At 63.2% G+C, this 18,105-nt stretch carries 15 protein-coding genes and 1 pseudogene; 10 read left to right on the top strand and 6 right to left on the bottom strand.

The window, feature by feature from the left end; translation table 11 throughout:
• Positions 1 to 6: 6 nt before the first annotated feature.
• From xdhC to uraH, 4 genes and pseudogenes are all read right to left on the bottom strand, one after another.
• Positions 7 to 1,109, bottom strand: a pseudogene (gene xdhC / locus NKJ58_RS26075) (xanthine dehydrogenase accessory protein XdhC).
• Between the two features lie 74 nt (positions 1,110 to 1,183).
• Entirely contained in the window at positions 1,184 to 3,550 is a 2,367-nt protein-coding gene (xdhB, locus tag NKJ58_RS26070; protein WP_023671377.1) for a xanthine dehydrogenase molybdopterin binding subunit, read from the bottom strand.
• Positions 3,550 to 5,031, bottom strand: a complete 1,482-nt coding sequence (xdhA, locus tag NKJ58_RS26065) for a xanthine dehydrogenase small subunit (protein ID WP_023823872.1) — start codon at positions 5,029 to 5,031, stop codon at positions 3,550 to 3,552. The genes xdhB and xdhA overlap by 1 nt, the downstream gene beginning before the upstream one ends.
• A 3-nt stretch (positions 5,032 to 5,034) precedes the next feature.
• Positions 5,035 to 5,409 (bottom strand): hydroxyisourate hydrolase, encoded by a 375-nt coding sequence (uraH, locus tag NKJ58_RS26060; protein WP_023694734.1) that lies wholly within the window; start codon positions 5,407 to 5,409, stop codon positions 5,035 to 5,037.
• 184 nt (positions 5,410 to 5,593) lie between these two features.
• Between uraH and puuE the strand changes: the two genes are divergently transcribed.
• Genes puuE through NKJ58_RS26040 form a run of 4 tightly spaced genes read left to right on the top strand, consistent with a single transcriptional unit; the run spans position 5,594 to position 8,996 of the window.
• On the top strand, positions 5,594 to 7,012 hold the full coding sequence (gene puuE / locus NKJ58_RS26055; protein WP_352854119.1) for an allantoinase PuuE: 1,419 nt from the start codon (positions 5,594 to 5,596) through the stop codon (positions 7,010 to 7,012).
• Positions 7,013 to 7,044: 32 nt separating this feature from the next.
• Positions 7,045 to 7,902: a bifunctional allantoicase/(S)-ureidoglycine aminohydrolase gene (locus tag NKJ58_RS26050; RefSeq protein ID WP_502896410.1), complete on the top strand. Its 858-nt coding sequence runs from the start codon at positions 7,045 to 7,047 to the stop codon at positions 7,900 to 7,902.
• Entirely contained in the window at positions 7,899 to 8,399 is a 501-nt protein-coding gene (locus NKJ58_RS26045) for an ureidoglycolate lyase (protein WP_352854117.1), read from the top strand. Before NKJ58_RS26050 ends, NKJ58_RS26045 begins: the two co-directional genes overlap by 4 nt.
• A 3-nt stretch (positions 8,400 to 8,402) precedes the next feature.
• Positions 8,403 to 8,996, top strand: coding sequence for a nucleoside deaminase (locus NKJ58_RS26040; RefSeq protein WP_023671383.1), 594 nt, complete (start codon positions 8,403 to 8,405; stop codon positions 8,994 to 8,996).
• Between the two features lie 10 nt (positions 8,997 to 9,006).
• Here NKJ58_RS26040 and NKJ58_RS26035 read toward each other — a convergent pair whose 3' ends face one another.
• Positions 9,007 to 9,318 carry a BrnA antitoxin family protein gene (locus NKJ58_RS26035; protein ID WP_023671384.1) on the bottom strand — a complete coding sequence of 104 codons (312 nt, stop codon included), beginning with the start codon at positions 9,316 to 9,318 and terminating at the stop codon, positions 9,007 to 9,009.
• Entirely contained in the window at positions 9,305 to 9,568 is a 264-nt protein-coding gene (locus tag NKJ58_RS26030; RefSeq protein WP_502902337.1) for a BrnT family toxin, read from the bottom strand. The genes NKJ58_RS26035 and NKJ58_RS26030 overlap by 14 nt, the downstream gene beginning before the upstream one ends.
• Positions 9,569 to 9,740: 172 nt before the next feature.
• Here NKJ58_RS26030 and NKJ58_RS26025 point away from each other — a divergent pair, with 172 nt between their 5' ends.
• The 6 genes from NKJ58_RS26025 to NKJ58_RS26000 all read left to right on the top strand — a co-directional run bounded on the left by NKJ58_RS26025 (position 9,741) and on the right by NKJ58_RS26000 (position 17,839).
• Positions 9,741 to 11,726 (top strand): CocE/NonD family hydrolase, encoded by a 1,986-nt coding sequence (locus tag NKJ58_RS26025; RefSeq protein WP_352854113.1) that lies wholly within the window; start codon positions 9,741 to 9,743, stop codon positions 11,724 to 11,726.
• Positions 11,727 to 11,880: 154 nt separating this feature from the next.
• Positions 11,881 to 13,467 (top strand): ABC transporter substrate-binding protein, encoded by a 1,587-nt coding sequence (locus NKJ58_RS26020; protein ID WP_023671387.1) that lies wholly within the window; start codon positions 11,881 to 11,883, stop codon positions 13,465 to 13,467.
• A 16-nt stretch (positions 13,468 to 13,483) separates the two neighbouring features.
• Positions 13,484 to 14,443: an ABC transporter permease gene (locus NKJ58_RS26015; RefSeq protein WP_023823868.1), complete on the top strand. Its 960-nt coding sequence runs from the start codon at positions 13,484 to 13,486 to the stop codon at positions 14,441 to 14,443.
• A gap of 9 nt (positions 14,444 to 14,452) precedes the next feature.
• A complete protein-coding gene (locus tag NKJ58_RS26010) occupies positions 14,453 to 15,280 on the top strand; it encodes an ABC transporter permease (RefSeq protein WP_023703637.1) in 828 nt (275 codons plus the stop codon).
• Positions 15,280 to 16,935 carry an ABC transporter ATP-binding protein gene (locus NKJ58_RS26005; protein WP_023695964.1) on the top strand — a complete coding sequence of 552 codons (1,656 nt, stop codon included), beginning with the start codon at positions 15,280 to 15,282 and terminating at the stop codon, positions 16,933 to 16,935. Before NKJ58_RS26010 ends, NKJ58_RS26005 begins: the two co-directional genes overlap by 1 nt.
• A 64-nt stretch (positions 16,936 to 16,999) precedes the next feature.
• The gene (locus NKJ58_RS26000) at positions 17,000 to 17,839 is read left to right on the top strand and encodes an alkaline phosphatase family protein (protein ID WP_023822089.1); all 840 of its coding nucleotides are present in this window, start codon (positions 17,000 to 17,002) and stop codon (positions 17,837 to 17,839) included.
• Positions 17,840 to 18,105 lie beyond the last annotated feature (266 nt).

The raw sequence follows: 18,105 nt of genomic DNA, 5'->3' as shown, positions 1-18,105 counted from the left end.
CGAAGCTTAGCCGGCCATCATCTTATGCTGGACTTGATGGTCGGCATTCGGCGCGGTGTTGTGAACGACCAGTGCCGTCATGATCTCGGCTGCCGCGAGCGCCGCGATCACCGGCGGGCGCTTGTCCCTGACGGCGTCGCCGCCGATCGGGGAGACGAGGCGGGCCAACTCAGCCTCCGTGCCATCCGCCGATTTCAGGAACCAGTTCCTGAACGTCGCTCTCTTGGTTTTCGAGCCGATCATGCCGACATAGGCCGCGTCGTCGCGCTTCAGCGCCTCGGCGACGATGAGGAAATCCAGCGCATGGTCGTGGGTGAGGATGGCGAAGGCGGTGCCGGCGGGGGCGTTTCGCACCTCGGCCTCGGGCATCGGCGTCAGCAGCGTCTCGACGGTTTCCGGCATGCCTTCCAGCGCTTCGGCCCGCGTCTCGATGACGACACCACGCACGGGAAGAAGTGCAACGGTCGAGGCCAGCGCCTGGCCGACATGGCCGCCGCCGAAAATATAGACATGCGGCAGGTGGGCTTCCTCGGCTTCTGCGGCCGCGATCAGCTCGGCAGCAAGCGCGGCATCGACGATACGGATCAAGACTTCGACGCGCCCGCCGCAGCACTGGCCGATCTCGGGACCTAGCGGCACGTCAAGCGTGGCGCGGACTTCATCGACCGCGATGCGGGCTTCTTTACCCTCCCCCTTGTGGGGAGGGTCGGTGAGCGGACGCCGCGGGGGGGGGGGCGCGCAACCGGGGGGGGTGGGGCGGTGGGGCGGCGGCCCCCCCCCCCGCGGGGGGGGGGGCGGCCGGGGGGGCGCGCCCCCCCGCCCCGGGGGGGGGGGCCCCCCCCCCCCCCCCCCCCCCCCCCCCGCCGCCCCCCCCCCCCCGACCCTCCCCACAAGGGGGAGGGTGAAGACCCCACCATCTGCCTCGCCTTGTCGATCGCCATGTACTCGAGCTGACCGCCGCCGATCGTGCCAAAAATCGCCGCCTGCGATACGAGCATGAAGGCGCCCTTCTCGCGCGGAGTCGAGCCTTTGGTGCCGGCCACTTCGACCAGAGCAAGCCGGCCGGCGCTGGCGAGAAAAGCTCTGAGGCTTTGCACTTTCGACTTCATATTTCGCATTCCCGTACGGGAAGTATAGGGTTTTTCAGTCTGAATTGCACGTTTTGCCAGAATCCAGGTCAGAGTCAGGCGCTATTCTTGGCTTCACCCTTCAGCCGTTCGATCGCCATCAGCACCCGTTCTGGTGTTGCAGGAGCGTCGAGACGCGGACAGACCTTATGATCGGCCACACTTGCCACCGCGTCCGACAGCGCATGCAGCACAGACATGCCGAGCGGGAAGGGCGGTTCGCCGACCGCCTTGGAACGGTGCACCGTCGGCTCGTTGGCCTCCGGCCAGTCGGCCAGCGTGACGTTGAATATCTTCGGCCGGTCGGACGCGAGCGGGATCTTGTAGGTCGACGGCGCATGCGTGCGCAGCCGGCCCTTGTCGTCCCACCACAGCTCCTCCGTCGTCAGCCAGCCCATGCCCTGGATGAAGCCGCCCTCGATCTGGCCGAGATCGATGGCGCGGTTCAGCGAGCGGCCGGTTTCATGCAATATGTCGGTGCGCTCGACGACATATTCGCCGGTCAGCGTGTCGACCGAGACTTCCGAGCACGAGGCGCCATAGGCGAAATAATAGAACGGACGGCCCTCGCCCTTGTCACGGTTCCAGTGGATTTTCGGCGTCTTGTAAAAACCCGCCGCCGACAGTTGGATGCGGGCCATATAGGCCTGCTTGACAAGGTCGGTGAAGGCGATCTCCTGGTTGCCGATGCGCACCCGGTTGGGCAGGAAAAGCACCTGCTCGCGCGGCACCTGGTATTTTTCGGCGGCGAAGTCGGTCAGCCGTTCCTTGATCTGGCGGGCGCCGTTCTGCGCCGCCATGCCGTTGAGGTCGGTGCCGGACGACGCCGCGGTGGCCGAAGTGTTGGGCACCTTGCCAGTGGTCGTCGCGGTGATCTTGACCTGGTCGAGGTCGATCTGGAACTCTTCCGCCACCACCTGCGCCACCTTGACGTAGAGGCCTTGCCCCATCTCGGTGCCGCCGTGATTCAGATGCACCGAACCGTCGGTGTAGACATGCACCAGCGCGCCGGCCTGGTTGTAGTGGGTGGCCGTGAAAGAGATGCCGAATTTGACCGGCGTCAGCGCCAGGCCGCGCTTGATGAAGCGGCTGTTGGCGTTGAAGGCCTGGATGATGCGGCGGCGCCCCGCATAGTCGGCGCTCGCCTCCAGCTCGGCGACGATGCGGTGGATGATGTTGTCCTCGACCGTCTGGTGATACGGGGTGACGTTGCGGCCCCCGTCTTTATCACCACTGGTGCCATAAAAATTCTGCTTGCGGATTTCGAGCGGGTCCTTGCCGACGGCAAAGGCAACCTCGTCGATGACGCGTTCGGCGCCGACCATGCCTTGCGGGCCGCCGAAGCCGCGAAACGCCGTGTTCGACACGGTGTTGGTGTAAAGCGGCGCCGATTGCGCATGCACCGCCGGCCAGAAATAGGTGTTGTCGCAATGGAACAGCGCGCGGTCGGTGACCGGGCCGGACAGGTCCGATGAAAAGCCGCAACGCGCCGCGAACATGAAGTCGACGCCAAGAATGTTGCCGGCGTCGTCGAAACCTACTTCGTAGTCGACGAGGAAGTCATGGCGCTTGCCGGTGGCAATCATGTCGTCGTCACGGTCGGGCCGGATCTTGACCGCGCGATGGTGTTTCTTGGCGGCGATCGCAGCCAATGCCGCAAACTGGTTGCCTTGCGTCTCCTTCCCGCCGAAGCCGCCACCCATGCGGCGGATTTCCACTGTGATGGCGTTGCTCGGCACGCCCAGCGCATGGCTGACCATATGCTGGACTTCGCTCGGATGCTGGGTCGAGGAATAGATGGTGACGTCCTGGTCCTCGCCAGGAATGGCCACTGCGATATGGCCTTCGAGATAGAAATGCTCTTGGCCGCCGATGCGCATCTTGCCCTTCAGCCGGCGGGGCGCCGCCTTGATCGCGGCAGCGGCATCGCCACGCTTCAGCGTGAGCGGCGGCGTGACCAGCTTGTCCTTGCGGGGGTCGAGATCGCCAATGTCGGTGACGAAAGGCAATGGACTGTATTCGACCTTGGCCAGCCGGGTGGCGCGGCGCGCCTGTTCGCGCGTCTTGGCAATAACGCAGAAGATCGGCTGACCATAAAACTGCACCTTGTCGTCGGCCAGCACCGGCTCGTCGTGTCGACCGGTCGGCGAAATGTCATTTTCGCCCGGAACGTCCTTGGCCGTCAGCACATCGACGACGCCCGGCGCCGCGCGCACCGCCGACAGATCCATTTTGCTGATCGTCGCATGCGTCGCCGTGGACAGGCCGAGGCAGCCATGCAGCATGCCCGCCGGTTCCGGCATATCGTCGATATAGACCGCGCTGCCGCTGACATGCTTGTGCGCGGAATCGTGGCGCTGGTCGGCGGCGACGCCACCGGAAATCTTCTGCGCCTTGAGATCTGGAGAGGCGTGCTTGTTCATCAGGCCGCCTCGTTGCGTGACACCTGGAACGGCGCCTTGCTGCCGCTGGTTTCGGCAAAAAAGCGCAGCAGCAGGTTCCTGGCCGCCAGCGCCCGGTACTCGGCCGATGCCCGCATATCGGTCAGCGGGGTGAAATCGCCGGCATATTCAGCCATGGCCGCTTCCACCGTTGTCTCCGTCCACGGCTTGCCGAGCAGCGCTTTTTCGACACCGAAAGCCCGCTTCGGGGTGGCCGCCATGCCGCCATAGGCGATGCATATATCGGCCACGGTTCCGTCCTTGGCCAGGTCGAGGAAAAAGGCGCCAAGGGCTGCGGTGATGTCCTCGTCGCGGCGCTTGGTGATCTTGTAGACGGCAAACTTCGTGCCCTTGGCCGGCACGGGAACGTGCACGGCCTCGACGAATTCGCCTGGCTGCCGGTCCTGCTTGCCATAGGCGATGAAGAAATCCTCGAGCGCGATGGTGCGCCGCTTCTTGCCGCGGCGCAGCGTCAGTTGCGCACCAAGCGCGATCAGGGGCGGCGGCGTGTCGCCGATCGGCGAGCCATTGGCGATGTTGCCGCCGATGGTGCCCATGTTTCGTACCTGTTCGCCGCCGATGCGGTCGAACAATGGCCCGAGCGCGGGGATGCGCTTGGCCAGTGTCGCGAAGGCGTCGGTGTAGGTAACGCCGGCGCCGATGGTGATGACGTCATTGTCTTCGGAGATCGCGCACAGCCCCTCGAGATTGCCGATGAAGACTACCGGTGAGATGTCGCGCATGTGCTTGGTGACCCACAGGCCGACGTCGGTCGAGCCGGCGACAACAGTGGCGTCGGGTTCCTTATCCAGTACAGCGGCGAAATCATCGGCGTTGGCCGGGACGACCAACCTCAGCTTGCCGGCGCCGATTTCGACGCGGGCACCGTCATGCATAGCCTCGAGCCTGGCGGTGATCGCCTTGCGCTCGGCAGCCAGCGGATCCTTCGCCGCCTTGCCGTAGCTGGAGATGGCACGCGCGGCGCGCATGATTGCCTCATAGCCGGTGCAGCGGCAAAGATTGCCTTGTAAGGCCTTCTCGATCGCCGCATTCGACGGGTCCGGCGACTTCATCCACAAGCCGTAGAGCGACATAACGAAGCCCGGCGTGCAGAAGCCGCATTGCGAAGCGTGGAAATCGACCATCGCCTGCTGCACCGGATGCAATTGGCCAGGCGCGCCGCGCAGATGCTCGACGGTGACGACATGGGTGCCGTCGAGCGAACCGAGGAAACGGATGCAGGCGTTGACGCTTTCATAAACCAGCTTGCCGGCGGACAATTTTCCGACCAGGACCGTGCAGGCGCCGCAATCGCCCTCGGCGCAGCCTTCCTTGGTGCCGCGCAGCGAGCGGTCGAGCCGCAGCCAGTCGAGCAAGGTCGCGTCGGGCGCCACCGACGACAGCGCTACATCCCTGCCATTGAGGATGAAGCGGATCTCGTTGCGTATGGTGATCTTGGCCATGCGTCAGCTCCCCCTGTAGGTCGAGTAGCCATAAGGAGAGATAAGCAACGGCACGTGATAATGCACGGATTCCGCCATGCCGAAGCGGATCGGCACACTGTCGAGGAAGGCCGGTTCCGGCAGTTTGGTGCCCTGGCCGCGTAGATAGTCACCGGCGGCGAACACCAGTTCGTATTCTCCAAGGCGGAATTCCGCTCCTGCCAGCAGCGGCGCATCGCAGCGGCCGTCGGCATTTGTGACGACGGTCTTCAAATGTATCCGCGCGTCGCTCTCAAGATGATAAAGCGCGATCGACAGGCCCGCCGCCGGCTTGCCGGTCGCGGTGTCGAGCACATGCGTCGTCAGACGTCCGCCATCGGCTTTCGACGTTTCTGCCACTGGCGCCTCCCATTTCCGATACAGCCGAACAAAGCAGTGAATTGTGCTCCAATTAAAGGCGATGCATAAGTCCCGGTCGAGCGGAGTGGCACAAAAACACTTTCAAAAATTTCGGGGGAATGCGCGAGCAACCCTTTCGACTATCCTGATCACAACTTCCGGCAGCGTCCGGCGGGGAGGGGCAATGCGTTACTCTAGAGACATGCGCGGCTACGGAGCCAATCCGCCGGATCCGAAATGGCCGGGCGGTGCGCATGTGGCCGTCCAATTCGTCGTCAACTACGAGGAAGGCGGCGAGAACTGCGTGCTGCACGGCGACAAGGCCTCGGAAGCCTTTCTGTCGGAAATCGTCGGCGCCGCGCCCTGGGTCGGCCAGCGCCACTGGAACATGGAATCGATCTACGAATATGGCGCGCGGGCAGGCTTCTGGCGGCTGCTGCGCCTGTTCAGCGAGGCGCAAGTGCCGGTGACCTGCTACGGGGTCGCCTCAGCACTGGCCCGGTCGCCCGACCAGGTGGCGGCGATGCAGGAGGCCGGCTGGGAAATGGCCTCGCACGGGCTGAAATGGATCGACTACCGCGATCATGCACCGGAAGACGAGCGTCGCGATCTCGAAGCGGCGATCAAGCTGCACTACGAGGTGACAGGCCAACGGCCGACCGGCTGGTACACCGGCCGCACCTCGGTCAATACGGTGCGGTTGGTGGCCGAAGAGGGCGGCTTCGACTATGTGTCGGACACTTATGACGACGAACTGCCCTACTGGTTCGAGCACAGCGGCGGCGCGCAACTCGTCATCCCCTACACGCTCGATGCCAACGACATGCGTTTCGCCACGCCGCAGGGATTCAATTCCGGCGACCAGTTCTTCTCCTATTTGAAGGACAGTTTCGACACTCTCTATGCCGAGGGCAAAGCGGGCCGGCCGCGGATGATGAATATCGGCCTGCATTGCCGCCTCGTCGGACGTCCTGGTCGGGTGGCGGCGCTGAAGCGCTTCGTCGACTATGTGAAATCGCACGACAAGGTCTGGCTGGCGCGGCGCATCGATATCGCCAGGCACTGGCAGGAGAACCACCCCTACCAGCCGGCGGCGCTCAACCCGTCGAAGATGGAGTTCGAAACCTTCGTCGACACTTTCGGCGGCGTGTTCGAACATTCGCCCTGGATCGCCGAACGTGCCTATGAACTGGAGCTTGGGCCGGCGCATGACAGCGCCGGCGGCCTGCATAATGCGCTCTGCCGCGTCTTCCGCGCCGCCAGCGAAACCGAGCGGCTAGGTGTGCTCAACGCGCATCCCGATCTCGCCGGAAAACTGGCCAAGGCGCGGCGGCTGACGGCGGAATCGACCCGCGAGCAGGCCTCCGCCGGACTCGACGCGCTGACCGACAAGGAGCGCGAGCTGTTTTCCAAGCTCAACGCCGCTTACGTCACCACCTTCGGCTTCCCCTTCATCATCGCGGTGCGGGGCAAGACCAAGGAGGAGATCCTCGCCGAGTTCGAGGCGCGCATCGGCAACAGCCGCGGCGTAGAACTCGATACCGCCTGCAAACAGGTCGAGCGCATCGCGCTGCTCCGCCTGAAAGACATGCTCCCGCTCTAATGAAATGACTGAGGGGTCAGGACCCAATGGATATGATCAAGACTGACCAGAAAACCTATTATGCACCGCATGGCGGCCATCCCGGCCAAAATGAGCTTTTGACCGGCCGCGCCGTCTTCACCGAGGCCTATGCCGTCATACCGAAGGGAGTGATGCAGGACATCGTCACCAGCCCACTGCCGTTCTGGGACGAGACCAGGGCCTGGATCATCGCCAGGCCGCTTTCGGGTTTCGCCGAGACATTTTCGCAGTACATCGTCGAGGTCCTGCCCGGCGGCGGCAGCGACCGGCCCGAGCCGGACGCCGGCGCCGAGGGCGTGCTGTTCGTGGTCGAGGGCGAGTTGACCGTTTCGCTGGCCGGCAAGAAGCACGTGCTGCAAGCCGGCGGTTTTGCCTTCCTGCCGCCGGCCAGCGGCTGGACGGTGCGCAACGAAGGTCGCGACGCCGTACGCTTCCACTGGATCAGGAAGGCCTATGAGGCCGTCGACGGCATCGACGCGCCGGAAGCCCTGTTCAGCAGTGACCAGCAAGTGGCGCCGACGCCGATGCCCGGCACCGAGGGCCGCTGGGCGACGACCCGTTTCGTCGATCCGGCCGACATGCGCCACGACATGCATGTCACCATCGTCACGCTCGAGCCCGGCGCCGTCATCCCGTTTGCCGAGACGCATGTCATGGAGCACGGGCTCTATGTCTTGGAAGGCAAGGCGGTCTACCGCCTCAACCAGGACTGGGTCGAGGTCGAGGCCGGCGACTTCATGTGGCTGCGCGCCTTCTGCCCGCAGGCCTGCTACGCGGGCGGCCCAGGCAAATTCCGCTATCTCCTTTACAAGGACGTCAACCGGCACGCCAAGCTCGGCGGGGCGGGCATTGGCGGTCGCGCGCGGTGACCCGCATCACAGCGCGGCCGCTGACCCGCGAAAGCTTTGCCGGCTTCGGCGATGTCATCGACATGGGCGGCGGCAATCACTACCCGATCAATGGCGGCAAGACCGAGCGCTACCACAATCTCGCCACCGCTGAAGCCGCGGGACCGAATGCCCGCGTGCTGATCTCGATGGCGCGCGGCACGCCTTACGACCTGCCGCTGAAGCTGACCATGGTCGAGCGCCATCCCTTAGGCAGCCAGGCGTTCATCCCGCTGTCACCGCGGTCTTTCCTGGTCGTCGTCTGCCATGACGGCAAGGACGGTCCGGGCGAGCCGCACGCCTTCATCACCGCACCCGGGCAAGGCGTCAACTATCCGCGCAATCTCTGGCACGGCGTGCTGACGCCGCTCGGCGAAGCGCAGGATTTCGTCATCGTCGACCGCGGCGGTGACGGCTCCAACCTCGAAGAGTTCCATTTCTCGCACCCCTACGAAATCCATCTCCCCAACGAGACCTGAGCAATGACCGACATATCGCTGATCGACCGCCTGCTCGATGTCATCGAGCACGACATCGTGCCGAAAACGGCAGAGGGCGTGGCCCATGGGAACAAGCTGTTCGGCGCCGCCATCCTGCGGAAGGGCGACCGCTCGCTGGTGCTGGCCGAAACCAACAACGAGATGGAAAATCCGCTCTGGCATGGCGAGGTGCACTGCCTGAAGCGTTTCTATGAAATGCCGAAAGCCGAGCGCGTCGACACCAAGGACGCCATCTTCATCGCCACGCATGAGCCCTGCTCGCTCTGCCTGTCGGCGATCACCTGGACCGGCTTCGACAATTTCTACTACCTCTTCAGCCACGAGGATTCACGCGACAGCTTTGCGATCCCGCACGATCTGAAAATCCTGAAAGAGGTCTTCACTCTTGATCCCGGCGGCTACAATGCCGAGAACGCTTATTGGAAGAGTTTTTCCATTCGCAGGCTGGTGCGGGCGCTGCCCGAGGCCGAGCGCGGCCGGCTTGAGGCAAGGATCGGCAATATTTCCACCCGCTACGACGAACTGTCCGGCGCTTATCAGGCGCGCAAGTCCGAAAACGACATTCCGCTGAACTGACGCGGATTGCCTAGCCTACCTTCGCGTTTTTCAGCACCTCGTTGATCCTGGCCTGCCAGCCCTTGCCGGTCGCCTTGAATTTACTGATGACATCCTGATCCAGACGGATGGACACGACTTGCTTAGGCTTCTCCACGGCTGGCCGGCCACGAGCACGCCTTATGCTCTCGAAAAGTTCTGGAAACACTTCCGCGAAAGGCCTGGCTTGCGCCAACTGTTCGTCTGTCGTCTCCGCATCGTCGGGATCATCAACAATTTGTCTTTGAATTTCCACTTCCTCCGCATCGGTAAGCGGTCGAACACGCGATTTAGGATTGTTCATATACTGACCTTTCCTTTCGGCTGGCACGGCGCATCGAGATCACCGAAATCGCCTCCGAACCAAGCGGCTTGAAAATCACGGCCAGGATGATCTCTCCGAATTCGCCAATCGCCTTGAACCGGTCGGCCTTGGCTGGAAGGACGGTTGAAGTCGCAAAAAACTCAATATCGAGTTCGGCAAAATCGAGGCCCCGGCTGTCCAGGTTCGTCACGCGCTTTGGCTCATCCAAACGATTTTCAGGCGAAACCATCCTCATCACGTTGGGTTCAGTTAATAAATGTAATACAATAATTATAATCCTGCAACATCAGGGCAAAACAATCGGGCTACATATCGTGGCGTCGTCGCGGCGACACCGGCCGTCGCCCGTTTGACTTCATGACATGCCCGCTCCATGCGTCACTGACATCCTGGAGCATCGCATGAAAACCATCACCGAATTTCCCCGCAAGGTCGTCGAATTCCCCGATATGGGCATCGTCATGCCGGATGGTTGCCGGCTGTCGGCGCGGGTTTGGATGCCGGAGGACGCCAGCAGCGATCCGGTGCCGGCGATCCTCGAGCACCTGCCCTACCGCAAGCGCGACGGCACCATCTTTCGCGATCAGCTGACGCATCCCTATTTTGCCGGCCACGGCTACGCCTCGATCCGCGTCGACATGCGCGGCAATGGCGATTCCGAAGGTCTGATGGACGACGAATATTCCGAGCAGGAATTGCAGGACGCCTGCGATGTGATTGCCTGGGCGGCAGCACAGCCCTGGTGCAACGGCAGTGTCGGCATGATGGGCATTTCCTGGGGTGGCTTCAACTGCCTGCAGGTGGCGGCCAAGCAGCCGACGGCGCTGAAGGCGGTGATCAGCCTGTGCTCGACCGTCGACCGCTACGCCGACGACATCCACTACAAGGGCGGCTGCCTTTTGACGGAAAATTTCGGCTGGGCCTCGACCATGTTGTCCTATTCGTCGCGACCGCCGGATCCGCTGATTGCTGGCGACAATCGCTGGCGCGACCTCTGGCTGACGCGGCTGGAGAACCAGTCTTTCCTTCTGCCGCTCTGGCTCAGCCATCAGCATCGCGACGCCTATTGGAAACGCGGTTCGATCTGCGAGGATTTCTCCGCGGTCAAAGCCGCCGTACTGTCGATCGGCGGCTGGCATGACGGCTACCGCAACACGATTTCGCATCTGGTCACCAACATCCAGGCGCCGGTGAAGGGCATTGTCGGGCCCTGGATCCACAAATACCCGCATTATGCCGAACCCAAACCCGCCATCGGCTTCCTGCAGGAGGCGTTGCGCTGGTGGGACAGCTGGTTGAAGGGCGTCGACACCGGCGTCGAGGCCGACCCGGACTACCGCGCCTATGTCATGGACAGTGTGCGGCCGGCGCGCTGGCACCCGGAGCGGCCGGGCCGTTGGGTGGCCGAGCAGGAATGGCCGTCTCCCAACATCAAGGTCGGGGCGATCGAACTCATTGCTGACGGCGTCAGGCCGGCGATCGTGGCGACCCCGCAAAGCTGCGGGCTCGCCGGCGGCGAATATTTTCCCTTCACCTTTGGCCCGGAACTGCCGGGCGACCAGCGCCCGGACGATGCGCTGTCCGTCTGCTTCGATCAGCCTGTGCTTGCCGAGGCACTCGACATCGTCGGCGCGCCGGAGCTTCTGGTCCGGATATCGTCCGATCGCCCGCAGGCGAACATCGCGGTTCGACTGTGCGACGTGCACCCCGACGGCGCCTCGGAACTGATCTCCTACGGCGTGCTCAACCTGACGCATCGTGCTTCGCACGAACAGCCGCAAGCGCTGGTGCCGGGCGAAACGGTTTCGGCGCGCGTTATTCTCGACCAGTGCGCCTACCGCGTGCCGGCCGGACACCGCCTGCGCATCGCTGTTTCCAACGCTTACTGGCCGATGATCTGGCCGTCGCCGGAGCCGGTGCGGCTCGACCTTTCAGCGGCGACGCTGAGGCTGCCGCTGCGCCCGCTCGCAAAAAGCGACGAGACCTCATTCCAGTCTCCCGAAGGCGCAACACCCTGGGCAACCGCGACAGTCCGTGCAGCGAATTCCGAGCGTCACGTCGATCGCGATGAGAAGACCGGCATCGTCACGCTGTCGATCACGGATGATTTCGGAGAAGTGCGCGATCTCGCGCATGGACTGGCCAATGGCAGCATTGCCCGCGAGAGCTGGACGATCCACCCCGACGACCCGCTGTCTGCCTCGGGCCGCACGCACTGGACGCAGACCTTGTCGCGAAACGGATGGTCGGTGCGCACCGAGACGTCGGCTGAAATGCGCTGCGATGCGCAAAACTTCATCGTCAGCGCCAGAATCGAAGCCTATGAGGGCGAAACGCTGATTTTCGAACGCGATTTCGAAGAGACGATCCCGCGCGACCTGCTCTGAGCGTCCACCCGAATGGTCCAGTTGCGACGCACGATTTACGCCACGGCATGTCGCATTCCGTCTTGCTTACCGCTCTGCCTTCCGGTCAATATCCCTTTGGTAAAAACAAGCAAAAAACGACCATAAGGTCGAACCAACAGAGTGAGGAACTCAAATGTCCAACGAACTCGAATATCTGAGCCGGCGCGTTGCGTCCGGCAAGCTGAGCCGTCGTGATTTCCTCGGCCGCGCCGCAGCACTCGGCGTCACAGCGCCCTTCGCCAATATGCTGCTTTCCAGTGCGGCTCGCGCGGAAGGCCCGGTCAAGGGCGGCACGCTGAAGGCCGGCCTCGTCGGCGGCGAATCCACGAACAGCCTGGACCCGGCTTTGTTCATGACGCAAGTGCCGTTCGCCTTTGGCAAGATGTGGGGCGAACTGATCGTCGAGCTGTCTCCGGAAGGCAAGCTCGAGAACCGCATCGCCGAAGAAATCGGCTCGTCGGACGACGCCAAGGTGTGGACGCTGAAAATCCGCGACGGCGTCGAATTCCACAACGGCAAGACGGTGACCGCTGAGGATGTGGCGGCAACGCTCGAGCGCCATTCCGATGAAAAGTCGAAGTCCGGCGCGCTGGGCTACATGAAGGGCATCGACAGCATCAAAGCCAGTGGGAAGGAAGTCGTCCTGACGTTGAAGGAGGCCAACGCCGACCTCCCCTATCTCCTCAGCGACTACCACCTCATCGTCCAGCCCAACGGCGGCAAGGACAAGGCGGATGCCGGCATCTCGGCAGGACCCTACAAGGTCACCACCAACGAGCCCGGCGTGCGCCATGGCGGCGAGCGCTTCGCCAATTACTGGCAGGCCGACAAGATGGGCCATGCCGACCAGATCGAGATCATCGTTATCAACGACGCGACCGCGCGCACAGCGGCCCTGCAGGGCGGCCAGGTCAACATGATCAACCGCGTCGAGCCGAAGATCGTCGACCTGATCAAGCGTGTACCGGGCGTCACCATCCGCAACCATGCCGGCCCCGGCCACTATGTCTTCATCATGCATTGCAACACCGCGCCCTTCGACAACAGCGACCTGCGCATGGCGCTGAAGCTCGCGATCGACCGTGAGGAGATGCTGAACAAGGTGCTGCGCGGCTACGGCTCGCTCGGCAACGACTTCCCGATCAATTCGTCCTATCCGCTGTTTTCCGAGATCGAGCAGCGCAAATATGATCCCGACAAGGCCAAGTTCCACTACAAGAAGTCGGGCCATGACGGCACCGTGCTGCTGCGCACCTCCGACGTCGCCTTCCCGGGCGCGGTCGACGCCTCGCAGCTCTTCCAGCAGAGCGCGGCCAAGGCCGGCATCAAGATCGAGCTCAAGCGCGAGCCCGGCGACGGGTACTGGAACGAGGTCTGGAACAAGCAGCCCTTCTGCGCCTCCTATTGGGGCGGCCGATCGACCCAGGACCAGATGTACTCGACCGCCTATCTGTCGACCGCCGACTGGAACGACACCCGTTTCAAGCGTCCGGACTTCGACAAGCTGGTGCTGGCCGCACGCGCCGAACTCGACGAGACCAAGCGCAAGCAGATGTACCACGACATGGCCGTGCTGGTGCGCGACGAGGGCGGCCTGATCCTGCCGATGTTCAATCAGTTCATCGATGCGACAGGCGCCAAGGTCGGCGGCTGGGTCGACGATCCGCATCAGGAGCTGATGAACGGCTACGCGCTGGCGAAGTGCTGGCTCGAAGCCTGAGCCCGGCTTTGCGGATATGTCCTCACCCGTCGTGAAACTTGTAGCCCAGCGCGTTGCGCTGGGCATCGTCCTCTTGCTGGCCGTTTCGGTCCTGATCTTCGCCGGCACCCAGATCCTGCCCGGCGACGTCGCGCAAGCCATTCTCGGACAGTCGGCGACGCCGGAATCGCTCGCCAATTTGCGCGAGCAGCTCGGCCTCAATCAGCCGGCTTACATCAGGTATTTCCATTGGCTCGGCGGTGCACTCACCGGCGACCTCGGCACGGCGATGTCGAGCGGCCAGGATATCGCGACCTCGATCAAGGGGCGGCTGTGGAACACGCTGTTTCTCGCCTTCTGGGCGGCGGTCGTGGCCGTGCCGCTGGCGATCATCCTCGGCCTGATCGCCGTGCGTTACCGCAACGGTTGGGTCGACAAGCTGATCTCCGGCCTGGCGCTCGCCTCGACCTCCTTCCCGGAATTCTTCATCGGCTATGTGCTCGTCTACTTCTTTGCCGTGAAGTATCAATGGTTCCCGGCCATTTCCACGGTCTATGACGGCATGCCGTTCGGCGAGCGTATGCAGGCGATCGCGTTGCCGGCCGCCGCGCTGACGCTGGTTGTGCTGGCGCATATGATGCGCATGACCCGCGCGGCCATCCTCAACGTCATGCAGTCGGCCTATGTCGAGACGGCTGAACTGAAAGGCCTGTCGGCCTTCAACGTCATCCGCAAGCATGCTTTCCCCAACGCCATCGCGCCGATCATCAATGTCGTCATGCTCAACCTCGCCTACCTCATCGTCGGCGTCGTCGTGGTCGAGGTGATCTTCGTCTATCCCGGCATGGGGCAATATCTGGTCGACCACGTCACCAAGCGCGACGTGCCGGTGGTGCAGGCCGTCGGCCTGATCTTTGCCGCTGTCTACATCACTCTCAACATCATCGCGGACATCGGGGCGATTGTCGCCAATCCGCGCCTCAGACATCCGAAATAGGCGGCGGGCATGCTCGATATCAAACGCATCCCCATTCCCGCGCTGATTGGCATCGTACTGACGACGATGTTCGTCGTGGCGGCTGTCTTCGCGCCATGGATCGCACCACACGGCAATGCCGAGATTGTCAGCGACGTTCCTTGGGAACCGATGTCCGCAGCGCATTGGCTGGGCACCGACAATCTCGGCCGTGATCTTCTGTCGCGCATGATCTACGGCGCTCGCATCACGCTGTTCATTGCGGTGCTGGCCACCGCGCTGTCATTCTCGCTCGGCGCCATCCTCGGCTTTTCGGCGGCGGTGTTCGGCGGCTGGTTCGACACGCTGCTGTCGCGCCTTGTCGATCTGCTGATGTCGATCCCGACCTTGATCATGGCGCTCGTCGTGCTTTCGGTGCTGCCGACCAACCTGGTGACGCTGATCCTGGTGATGGGCGTCCTCGACTCGACCCGCGTCTACCGGCTGTCGCGCGCGGTGGCCGTCGACATCAACGTCATGGATTATGTCGAGGCCGCCAAGCTGCGGGGCGAAGGCAGCGGCTGGATCATCTTCCGCGAGATCCTGCCCAACGCGCTTTCGCCGCTGGTCTCGGAACTTGGTCTGCGCTTCATCTACGCGGTGCTGTTCTTGTCGACGCTCTCCTTTCTCGGGCTTGGCGTGCAACCGCCGGATGCCGACTGGGGCGGCATGGTCAAGGAGAACAAGGACGGCATCGTCTTCGGTATCGGGGCGGCACTCATTCCCGCCGCGGCGATCGCAGCACTGGCGATTTCGGTCAATCTGGTCGCCGACTGGGTGCTCAACCGCACGACAAGCCTGAAGGGAGGACGCGGGTGATGGCTGACACAAAAGCAAAGCCCGGCCTGCTGCTCGATATCCGCAATCTGCGCATCGAAGCGACAGTGTTTCCGCCCGGCGAGGCGCCGAAGAACATCGTTTTGGTCCACGATGTCTCGCTGACGCTGGAAAAGGGCAAGGTGCTCGGCCTGATCGGCGAGTCCGGCGCCGGCAAGTCGACCATCGGCCTGTCGTCGATGGGCTATGGCCGTGGCGGCGTGCGCATCACCGGCGGAGAGGTGCTGCTCAACGGCCGCGATATTCTCAAGGGCGGCAAGGAAGGTTTCCGCAAATTGCGCGGCCGCGAGGTCTGCTATGTCGCGCAGTCGGCGGCCGCGGCCTTCAATCCGGCGCACAAGCTGATGGACCAGGTGGTGGAAGCAACGCTGCTGCACGGCACGGCGACACGCGCCGAGGCAGAGAAACGTGCCGTGGCGTTGTTCAAGAAGCTCAGCCTGCCGAACCCCGAAACCATCGGCGAACGCTTCCCGCACCAGGTCTCCGGCGGCCAGTTGCAGCGCGTGATGACGGCGATGGCGCTGTGTTCGGAACCCGACCTGATCGTCTTCGACGAGCCGACCACGGCGCTCGACGTGACGACGCAGATCGACGTGCTGGCGGCGATCAAGGACGCCATCCGCGACACCCATGTCGCGGCGCTCTACATCACCCACGATCTTGCCGTCGTCGCCCAGGTCTCGGACGAGATCATGGTGCTGCGCCATGGCAGGTTGGTCGAATGGGGCGGCACCCGCCAGATCATCAAGGAGCCGCGCCAGGAATACACCAATGCGCTGGTCTCGGTGCATGAGATCGAGCATGCCGAGCAGAAGCCCGGCGCCGCGCCGTTCCTGTCGGTCAAGAACGTCACCGCCGCTTACGGCGGCAGCCACGTCAAGGTGCTGAAGAACGTCTCGGTCGACATCTATCCGGGACAGACGCTGGCCGTCGTCGGTGAATCCGGCTCCGGCAAGTCGACGCTGGCGCGCGCCATCACCGGGCTGTTGCCGCCGGAAGAAGGCACCGTCACCTTCGACGGCAGGCCGCTCGCCAACAGGCTTGCCGACCGGCCGAAGGAGGATCTGCGGCAATTGCAGATGATCTACCAGATGGCCGACGTGGCGATGAACCCGCGCCAGACCGTCGGCACCATTATCGGCCGGCCGCTGGAGTTCTATTTCGGCATTCGCGGCCGCGAGCGCGACAAACGTGTCGCCGAACTGCTCGATGAGATAGAGATGGGCAAGGGCTTTCTCGACCGCTATCCGGCCGAACTCTCCGGCGGCCAGAAACAGCGCGTCTGTATCGCCCGCTCGCTCGCCGCCAAGCCCAAGCTGATCATCTGCGACGAGGTGACATCGGCGCTCGACCCGCTGGTGGCCAACGGCATTCTCAAGCTGCTGCTCAACCTGCAGCAGCACGAGAAGGTCGCCTACCTCTTCATCACCCACGATCTGGCGACGGTGAAGTCGATCGCCGATTCGATCGCGGTGATGTATCGCGGCGAGGTGGTGCGCTACGGCGCCAAGAGCAAGGTGCTGACGCCGCCCTTCGACGCCTATACCGACCTGCTGCTGTCGTCCGTTCCCGAGATGGAGATCGGCTGGCTGGAAAAGGCGATCAAGGGACGGCGCATGGCGAGCGCGGGGAACTAGTAGGGAATTCGCGGCCTTTGTCGCGAAAACTTCCTTCAACGGCAAAAGCTTTCCGGAGCCGCCCATGGCGCTCAAGACCAAACTGCTGCTCATCATTCTCGACGGCGTGCCCTACCGGAACTGGCGCCGGCTGATGGGCAATCTCGAGGGCTGGGTGCAGTCGGGCGAGGCGCAGGTGTGGAAGATGCGCTCGGTGCTGCCGTCGACCTCGGCCTGCTGCTATGCCTCGATCCACACCGGGGTTTCGCCGCAGGAGCACGGCATCCTATCCAACGAGAACCGTTTTCTCGTCAACAAGCCGGATATTTTCTCCGAGGTCAGCAAGGCCGGCGGCAAGACCGGCGCAGTGACGCATTCCTACTGGTCGGAATTCTTTCGTTCCTATCCGTTCGATCTGGTCGAGGACATGGAGTATGACGAGCCCAGCGGACCGATCGCGCATGGCCGCTTCCACACCATGACCGGCTACAATTTGCGCAACCAGATGACGCCGAGCGATGTCGATTTGTTTGCCACACTGACCCAGCTGACCCGGCGCCACGCCATCGACTACGGGATCCTGCACACCTGCACGCTGGATTCGATGGGCCATCGCTTCGGCCATGACTGCCACGAAATGGACCATGCCTGCTATGCGATGGACGGCATGCTGGCAGCCTTTCTGCCGGGATGGCGGCAGGCCGGTTACGAGGTGATCGTCACCGCCGACCACGGCCAGACAGACCGCGGCCATCATGGCGGCCATGACGACGAAATGCAGGATTTCGCGCTGTATTATTTTGGGGAAGGCAATGGGCCGGATCCGGACACGCTGCTCGATCAGCTGCAGCTGGCGCCGACGGTGCTGAAGCGGCTGGGTGTGCCGGTGCCGGAGACCATGAAGGCTAAGCCGTTTTTGGGGTGACGGAGGTCGTCGCTGAGCCGCCGTTCGCTACCCCCTCTCCCCGTCACTATACGGGGAGAGGGTAAGGGTGAGGGGCAGCGCTAACATCAAAATAAATACCCCAACGCCGGCGCCGCCCCTCATCCGCCTGCCGGCACCTTCTCCCGTATAAGTGACGGGGAGAAGGGAGACGTGTCCGAACCGGATAGATAGGTAACAGAATGGACCGATAGCATGGGTGACAGTTTTCTTGTCCGCCGGAGGACCGGCGATGGTTTGGCGAGAGA

This window comes from Mesorhizobium sp. M0139 (genome assembly GCF_040322455.1).
GTDB lineage: Bacteria > Pseudomonadota > Alphaproteobacteria > Rhizobiales > Rhizobiaceae > Mesorhizobium.
Note: the sequence above shows the minus strand (reverse complement) of the source record. Positions and strands in the feature narration are given on the sequence as shown.

Coding starts and splice junctions, on each gene's coding strand:
- xdhB (WP_023671377.1), bottom strand. CDS start 3,550: ATGAACAAGCACGCCTCTCCAGATCTCAAGGCGCAGAAGATTTCCGGT.
- xdhA (WP_023823872.1), bottom strand. CDS start 5,031: ATGGCCAAGATCACCATACGCAACGAGATCCGCTTCATCCTCAATGGC.
- NKJ58_RS26050 (WP_502896410.1), top strand. CDS start 7,045: ATGATCAAGACTGACCAGAAAACCTATTATGCACCGCATGGCGGCCAT.
- NKJ58_RS26010 (WP_023703637.1), top strand. CDS start 14,453: ATGCTCGATATCAAACGCATCCCCATTCCCGCGCTGATTGGCATCGTA.
- NKJ58_RS26000 (WP_023822089.1), top strand. CDS start 17,000: ATGGCGCTCAAGACCAAACTGCTGCTCATCATTCTCGACGGCGTGCCC.
- NKJ58_RS26005 (WP_023695964.1), top strand. CDS start 15,280: ATGGCTGACACAAAAGCAAAGCCCGGCCTGCTGCTCGATATCCGCAAT.
- puuE (WP_352854119.1), top strand. CDS start 5,594: ATGCGTTACTCTAGAGACATGCGCGGCTACGGAGCCAATCCGCCGGAT.
- NKJ58_RS26035 (WP_023671384.1), bottom strand. CDS start 9,318: ATGAACAATCCTAAATCGCGTGTTCGACCGCTTACCGATGCGGAGGAA.
- NKJ58_RS26020 (WP_023671387.1), top strand. CDS start 11,881: ATGTCCAACGAACTCGAATATCTGAGCCGGCGCGTTGCGTCCGGCAAG.
- NKJ58_RS26025 (WP_352854113.1), top strand. CDS start 9,741: ATGAAAACCATCACCGAATTTCCCCGCAAGGTCGTCGAATTCCCCGAT.
- NKJ58_RS26030 (WP_502902337.1), bottom strand. CDS start 9,568: ATGGTTTCGCCTGAAAATCGTTTGGATGAGCCAAAGCGCGTGACGAAC.
- NKJ58_RS26040 (WP_023671383.1), top strand. CDS start 8,403: ATGACCGACATATCGCTGATCGACCGCCTGCTCGATGTCATCGAGCAC.
- NKJ58_RS26015 (WP_023823868.1), top strand. CDS start 13,484: ATGTCCTCACCCGTCGTGAAACTTGTAGCCCAGCGCGTTGCGCTGGGC.